The sequence below is a fragment of the Streptomyces pathocidini genome (assembly GCF_001418495.1).
In the GTDB taxonomy this organism is placed as follows: Bacteria; Actinomycetota; Actinomycetes; order Streptomycetales; family Streptomycetaceae; genus Streptomyces; species Streptomyces pathocidini.
In genome coordinates, this window is record NZ_LIQY01000643.1 from 1 (window position 1) to 5,298 (window position 5,298).

A 5,298-nucleotide genomic window follows, 5' to 3' on the forward strand; every position below is an offset into this window, starting at 1 on the left:
CCGCGTGGCTTGGCCGGGCCGGGCACGCGGCGGCGCGGGGGCTCCTTGGGCGGGGTCATGCGCTGGCCTCCGGGGAACGGTGCGGCGGCGTCACAGTACTGGCTCCGGCGCGGAGGAGGTGGGCTCGGCGGAGCCGGGCTCCGGGGAGCCGGTCGCGGTGGAACTCGGGTCGGTGGAGCCCGGCTTGTCGTCACCGGCCGGGTTGCCGTCGGCCTGGTCGTCAGCCGGCTTGGCGTCCGACTCACTCCCCGAAGGGGAGGAGCCGGCCTCCGACGGGCCCGCCTCGGGAGAGGCGTCGGAAGAGGCCGTGGCGGACGGCTTCGGCGAGCTGGGGGCCTCCGCCGCGGCGGACGGCACGCCACGGACCGTGCCGTCCTTGTACAGGAAGACCGGGGTGCCGCCCGGGACCATGCCCAGTCCACGCGCGCGTTTCTCCAGCGCGTCCGGCGCGGAGTACCCGTCGACCTCCTCCTGGAGGGCCTGCTGCTGGTCCGTCAGCTCGGTGGTCTGCTTCTTGAGCTTGCTCAGCCGGAACGAGCCCTGGTTGAGCGAGGAGTTGAGCAGCAGCAGCGTGATGAGCCCGGTCCCCAGGAGCAGGACGACCAGCAGGACGAACGGCATCCGGGCCGCCGGGGCGGACCGGGTCGGCACCAGCCGCGCGAGCCGCGCGGCCCTGCCACGGACGGCACCCTTCACGCCGAGTCCTCCCGGATGCGCTGCGCGCCGCGGAGCCGGGCCGGGGCGGCGCGCCGGTTCTCGGCCACCTCCTCCTCCGTCGGCAGCTCGGCGCCGCGGGTGAGCAGCTTCAACCGGGGCTGGTACTGCTCGGGCACCACAGGCAGTCCGGGCGGCGCCGTACTGGTAGCGCCCTCCGCGAACACCTGCTTGACGAGCCGGTCCTCCAGCGAGTGGTACGAGAGGACGGCGATCCTGCCGCCGACCGCGAGTGTTCCGACCGCGGCCGGAATGGCCCGCTCCAGGACGGAAAGCTCGCCGTTGACCTCGATGCGCAGCGCCTGGAAGGTGCGCTTGGCCGGGTTGCCGCCGGTGCGCTTGGCCGCCTGCGGCAGCGCCTCGCGGATCAGTTCCACCAGCCGGGCGCTGTTGGTGAACGGCTCCTTGGCCCGCTCGCGTACGACCGCCTCCACGATCTTCTTGGCGAACTTCTCCTCGCCGTAGGTCCGCAGGATCCGGACGAGTTCGCCCGGCGGGTAGGTGTTGAGGACCTCGGCGGCGCTGACGCCGGTCGTCTGGTCCATGCGCATGTCCAGCGGAGCGTCCTGGGCATACGCAAAGCCGCGCTCGGCCTCGTCCAGCTGCATCGAGGAGACGCCGAGGTCGAACAGGACGCCCTGCACGCGCGCGATGCCGAGCCGGTGGAGCACCTCGGGCAGTTCGTCGTAGACGGCGTGGACGAGGGTGGCGCGGTCCCCGAAGGGGGCCAGTCGCTCGCCGGACAGCTTCAGCGCGACGGGGTCGCGGTCGAGGGCGACGAGCCGGGCGGTGGGAAAGGTCGACAGCAGGGCTTCGCTGTGCCCGCCGAGGCCGAGGGTGCAGTCCACGACGATCGCGCCGGGCTGGGCGAGAGCTGGGGCCAACAGGTCCAGGCACCGCTGGAGCATCACCGGGACATGCCGGGTCTCGCTCATGCGCCCCTCTCAGGTCCGGCGTGCGCACCAGCGCACATACCGCCGGGTCCCCGCCCGCTCTGAAGGGGAAGTGGCCTGCTGGCGCCGGGGAAGGGGCGTCAGCCGACCGGGGAGCGGGAGGAGGCCGAGCCGTACGTACGCGTCGCGCACGCGGGGGAAGTCGGTTCCGAGGGGAGCATCACGCCTCCCACTTCGCGTCACTTTAGTCCACTCGTCCCTTCGGTCAACCAACCGCCCTGCGCGCCGCGGAACCGGTTCTTCACCCGCACGGCCCACCATGATCACTCCTGTGGGTTGGCTCACAAACCGCATGTTGACCACCTTGCCCAGCCTCCGCCAGAAGCCGGACTCCGGGGTGAGCACGTACCGTTTCAGTCATGTCGACCTCCGCGCACCGCACTGACGACCGCACCGCCCCCACCGGCGACACGGTCATCGACCGCCTCGTCGAGGCCAACCAGAAGTACGCCGAAGCCTTCACCGACCCGGGCATGGACGCCCACCCGGTCCTCCAGGTCGCCGTGGTGGCCTGTATGGACGCCCGGCTCGACCTGCACGCCGCGCTCGGCCTGGAGCTGGGCGACTGCCACACGATCCGCAACGCGGGCGGCGTGGTCACCGACGACACCATCCGCTCCCTCACGATCAGCCAGCGCGCTCTGGGGACCCGGAGCGTGATACTGATCCACCACACCGGCTGCGGCCTGGAGGCACTGACCGAGGACTTCCGGCACGAGCTGGAGATGGAGGTCGGGCAGCGGCCCGCGTGGGCGGTCGAGGCCTTCCGCGACGTCGAGCAGGACGTCCGGCAGTCGATGCAGCGGGTGCGCACCTCGCCGTTCCTGCCGCACACCGACGACGTGCGCGGCTTCGTCTTCGATGTGCACACGGGGCTGCTGCGGGAGATCGACCCGGCGGGGTGAGCGCCCGGCGCTGCCCAATGATCCGAGGCGAGTGAGTCCGGGCCGGAAATTCCGGCAGGACGAAAGGGTCAAAGGTCGGCGAGACGGCCGTATCGGCCCCGGTTATCCACAGGCGAGTGACGCGATGCCCCGTCGGCGGCAAGAATGCGTGGTGTGGCAACGCCCCGGAACCGTCCGGGTGCGGTGCGCACGCATCGGGGTGGGCCGGGTCCGTCACGTGGGCGCCGGCTCGGAGAACGGGCCGAGGAGGGCCGGGTGACGACCTATGACGATCGAGCGAGCCTCACGGATCTGACGACCGCAGTGGACCGCGTCCGCAAGTCCGTGGAAGGCGTGATCGAGGGCAAGCCCGAGGTCGTACGGCTCTCGCTGACCGTGCTGCTCGCCGAGGGGCACCTGCTCATCGAGGACGTGCCGGGCGTCGGCAAGACCATGCTGGCCAAGGCGCTGGCGCGGTCCATCGACTGCTCGGTGCGGCGCATCCAGTTCACTCCCGACCTGCTGCCCTCGGACATCACCGGGGTGAGCGTCTTCGACCAGCAGCAGCGGGACTTCGAGTTCAAACCCGGGGCGATCTTCGCGCAGATCGTCATAGGCGACGAGATCAACCGCGCCTCGCCCAAGACCCAGTCGGCACTCCTGGAGTCGATGGAGGAACGACAGGTCACGGTGGACGGGCAGACCTACGCCCTGCCCAGCCCGTTCCTGGTGGTGGCCACCCAGAACCCGGTGGAGATGGAGGGCACCTATCCCCTGCCCGAGGCCCAGCGGGACCGCTTCATGGCCCGGGTCTCGATCGGCTACCCGAGCCCCGAGGCCGAGTTGGAGATGCTGGACGTGCACGGCGGGGCGTCCCCGCTGGACGACCTCCAGCCGGTGGCGCACGCACACGAGATCGTGAAGCTGGTCGAGGCGGTGCGCACCGTCCACGTGGCCGAGGCGGTGCGGCGCTACGCGGTGGATCTGGTGGCGGCCACCCGCAACCATCCCGAGCTGCGGCTCGGCGCCTCGCCGCGCGCGACGCTCCACCTGGTGCGGGCGACCAAGGCCGCGGCGGCGCTGGCGGGGCGGGACTACGCGCTGCCGGACGATGTGCAGACCCTGGCCAAGGCGGTGCTGGCGCACCGCCTTCTGCCCACCGCGCAGGCCCAGTTGAACCGGCGGACGGCTGAGCAAGTGGTGACCGAGATCCTGCAGAGCACCCCGGTGCCCGACCCGTCCGCCGAGCCCTGGCGCCAGCCGCAGCGCCACCAGCCGCCCGGCGCGCGGGGGCTGTGATGTCCGCGGCGGGGACCGGCCCGCAGTCCGGACCGGGGCCGGACCAGGGCACTCGACCAGGCGCGGCGGCGGGCGAGTCCACGGGCCCGGCTTCGGGTGCGGCGCGGCCCAAGAGCGCGCTGCGGGACGCCCTCGGTGGGCTGACCACCCGCGGCCGCTCCTTCCTGGCGGCGGGCTTCGCCGCCGGGGCCTGCGCCTACGTGCTCGGGCAGGCCGATCTGCTGCGGGTCGGGCTGCTGCTGGCGGCGCTGCCGATGGTGTGCGTGGCCGCCCTGCTGCGCACCCGCTACCGCGTCTCCAGCGGCCGCCGCCTCTCCCCCGCGCGCGTGCCGGCGGCCGCGGAGTCGCGCGTACACCTGCGGATCGACAACGTCTCGCGGCTGCCCACGGGCCTGCTGATGCTCCAGGACCGGGTGCCGTACGTGCTGGGGCCCCGGCCACGGTTCGTCCTGGACCGCGTGGAGCCCGGCGGCAGGCGCGAGGTGTCCTACCGGGTGCGCTCCGACCTGCGCGGCCGCTATCCGCTCGGGCCCCTCCAACTGCGGCTGGCCGACCCCTTCGGGATGTGCGAACTGACCCGCGGGTTCAGCTCTCAGGACACCCTGACCGTGGTCCCGCGCGTCGAGCCGCTGCCCCCGGTCCGGCTCTCGGGCGAGGCCTCCGGGTACGGCGACGGGCGGCAGCGCTCGCTGGCCCTGGCGGGCGAGGACGACGTGCTCCCGCGCGGCTACCGGCACGGCGACGACCTGCGCCGCGTCCACTGGCGGTCCACGGCGCGGTACGGCGAGCTGATGGTGCGCCGCGAGGAGCAGCCGCAGCGGGCCGGCTGCACGGTCCTGCTGGACACCCGGCGGACCGCGTACCAGGGCTCGGGCCCCGACTCGGCCTTCGAGTGGGCGGTCTCGGGCGCGGCCTCGGTGGCGGTGCACCTGCTGGAGCGAGGTTTCTCGGTCCGGCTGCTGACCGACACCGGCATGTCGGTGCCGGGCCCCGACGGCGGCTTCGGCGGGGACAGCTCGGACGTGGCGGGCCTGCTGCTGGACACGCTCGCGATCGTGGACCACTCGGACTCGGCCGACCCGAGCCTGTCCCGGGCCTACGACATGCTGCGCGGCGGCAAGGAGGGCCTGCTGGTGGCCTTCCTCGGCGGCCTGGACGAGGAGCAGACGGCGGTCGTCACGGGTATGCGGCGGCGCAGCGGGACCGCGGTGGCCTTCGTCCTGGACGGCGCGGCCTGGTCCCGCGAGCCCCGCGACCCCGATTCCGACGCTTACGGGGAGCGGCTGCGGATGCTGCGCGAGGCGGGCTGGACGGCCCTGCCGGTCGCCCCCGGCGACACCCTGCCGGAGCTGTGGCGCGGGGCCGACGGGAACGGGGCTCAGCCGAAGGCCGCCCCATGGATACCGGGCGGCGGGGCGTGGCGAGGGGGCGCGGCATGACCGCGGGGA

At 73.2% G+C, this 5,298-nt stretch carries 5 protein-coding genes; 3 read left to right on the forward strand and 2 right to left on the reverse strand.

Annotation, left to right across the window (positions count from 1 at the left end; genetic code table 11):
- Nucleotides 1–90: 90 nt before the first annotated feature.
- Together ftsL and rsmH are read right to left on the reverse strand one after the other, a co-directional pair.
- A complete protein-coding gene (gene ftsL, locus AOK16_RS26165) occupies nt 91–696 on the reverse strand; it encodes a cell division protein FtsL (protein WP_079101717.1) in 606 nt (201 codons plus the stop codon).
- Nucleotides 693–1,649 (reverse strand): 16S rRNA (cytosine(1402)-N(4))-methyltransferase RsmH, encoded by a 957-nt coding sequence (gene rsmH, locus AOK16_RS23955; protein WP_055474202.1) that lies wholly within the window; start codon nt 1,647–1,649, stop codon nt 693–695. Before rsmH ends, ftsL begins: the two co-directional genes overlap by 4 nt.
- A gap of 377 nt (nt 1,650–2,026) precedes the next feature.
- Here rsmH and AOK16_RS23960 point away from each other — a divergent pair, with 377 nt between their 5' ends.
- The 3 genes from AOK16_RS23960 (at nt 2,027) to AOK16_RS23970 (ending at nt 5,289) form a co-directional block, all read left to right on the forward strand.
- Complete coding sequence (locus tag AOK16_RS23960) at nt 2,027–2,572, forward strand: beta-class carbonic anhydrase (RefSeq protein WP_055474203.1); 546 nt, start codon at nt 2,027–2,029, stop codon at nt 2,570–2,572.
- Nucleotides 2,573–2,827: 255 nt separating this feature from the next.
- Nucleotides 2,828–3,850 (forward strand): AAA family ATPase, encoded by a 1,023-nt coding sequence (locus AOK16_RS23965; protein ID WP_055474204.1) that lies wholly within the window; start codon nt 2,828–2,830, stop codon nt 3,848–3,850.
- Nucleotides 3,850–5,289 carry a DUF58 domain-containing protein gene (locus AOK16_RS23970; RefSeq protein WP_079101718.1) on the forward strand — a complete coding sequence of 480 codons (1,440 nt, stop codon included), beginning with the start codon at nt 3,850–3,852 and terminating at the stop codon, nt 5,287–5,289. The genes AOK16_RS23965 and AOK16_RS23970 overlap by 1 nt, the downstream gene beginning before the upstream one ends.
- Nucleotides 5,290–5,298: the final 9 nt, after the last annotated feature.